This is a genomic window from Frankia sp. Mgl5, from assembly GCF_023242985.1.
GTDB lineage: Bacteria > Actinomycetota > Actinomycetes > Frankiales > Frankiaceae > Parafrankia > Parafrankia soli.
This window is the reverse complement of sequence record NZ_JALKFY010000764.1, coordinates 1-1501: the sequence shown is the minus strand read 5'-3', so window position 1 is coordinate 1501 and position 1501 is coordinate 1. Positions and strand designations below refer to the sequence as shown.

General features: G+C 70.4%; 1 protein-coding gene. It reads right to left on the bottom strand.

Annotated features, from left to right (window positions below):
• Positions 1 to 72: 72 nt before the first annotated feature.
• Positions 73 to 1311 (bottom strand): ISAs1 family transposase, encoded by a 1239-nt coding sequence (locus MXD62_RS27485; RefSeq protein ID WP_248832297.1) that lies wholly within the window; start codon positions 1309 to 1311, stop codon positions 73 to 75.
• Positions 1312 to 1501: the final 190 nt, after the last annotated feature.

Below are 1501 nucleotides of genomic sequence, written 5' to 3'. Positions count from 1 at the left end.
CAGGGCTCCGGCACGCTCGCGTTCTGAGTTGATCTGTCCGTGATCTTCGGGTCTGGCGGTTCGCCTGGGTTGTCATGGGAAGCCGTGAAGGTCGAGTGCGGCGGTGGCGGTCTTGTGGGCGCGGCGGCCGGCGGGGATGCTGCGGTGGCCGGCGGCGCGCAGGGTGTCGGCGACGGTGCTGCGGAACAGCGCGAGGGCGGCGGGACCGCGGCCGGTTCGGCTGGTGCTGGCGTCCTCCCCGAAGGTCACGTCGCGGACGTAGTGCTGTTTGACCTCGATGTGCCACTGGCCGCGGGCGAGATCGGCCAGTAGTGCGGGGCTGGCCTGTTCCGCGGTCGCGTCGGTGATCGCGTAGACGGTTTCGCGGCTGGCCGCCCGGCCTTTCTGCCGGCGCCAGCGCCCGATCCTGATCGCCTGGGCGGCGTGGGGGAAGTCGAGGTGGGCGACGGTGGCGACCTTGAGGGTGCGGGTCTCGTCCCGCCCATGGCCGTGATCGCGGGTCAGGTCGGCGGTCGGGATCTGTTCCCACGGCAGCGCGGCGAGGAACGCCCTCAGCTTCGGCTGGTTGTGTTTCGCGACCGCCAGGTAGTGGGCGTTCTTGCGGACGACGAGCCAGTCGAGGTTGGATCGCACCGTGTGGAGGGCGTCGAACGACACGAACGCCCCGGTCAGGTCCAGGGGTGCCAGCAGGGCACGGAACTCGGTGGTCTCGTTGCTTTTCGCGTCGATCTCCCGCTGGCCGAGGAGTGCCCCGGCGCCGTGGGAGGCGATACCGAGCAGGTGGACCCGGGTCCCGTCGGGGCGTTTCGCGCCTCGGCTGGTCTTCCCGTCCAGCGCGTAGGCCCGCACCGGTACCGCCTCGCCGGGGACAGCCGCACCACCCTTCGCGTCCGGCGCCCCGGGCGGGGATGTCGCGGTGAGGGTGTCCGCATCGGCGAGATCAGCCGGCATGTCGGTGAGCGGCGGGTCGAGCAACGCGGCCGCGAGCGCCTGGTCATCGACCTTGTCGAGGAACCGGCGGATCGTTGCCTCGTCGGGCAGCAGATGGCCGTTCCACGGATTCCACGGCAGCCGTAACCGGACCCGCTCAGCCCGGGTGGTCGCCGCCAGCCACTCGGTCACCGCCGCGATCCGGTCATGCCCGGCCGCGGTCACCGCGCACAGCCAGACCGCGGCTAGCACCGGTAACGGGTAGATCCGCCCGCGAGCAGACCGATGATCCGGTACCGCCGCCAACCGTCCCCAGATCCCCGCACGCGACACGGCCTCGGCTCCCACCACCTCGGCCGCGGCGCGCGACAATACGCCCACAGGCACGCCGCACTCCAGACCACGAAGACATAAGACACCTCCGTGATCTACAAGCGGCGTGCCTGCTTTTCTGTGAACGACACGTGGTCCCACCGGACCACCCGCACGAACCAACCACTACCAGCCCGACCCACACCAAATCAGATCTGACCCGGTCTACCCGTCAAACCGCGAGCGTGCCGGAGCCCTG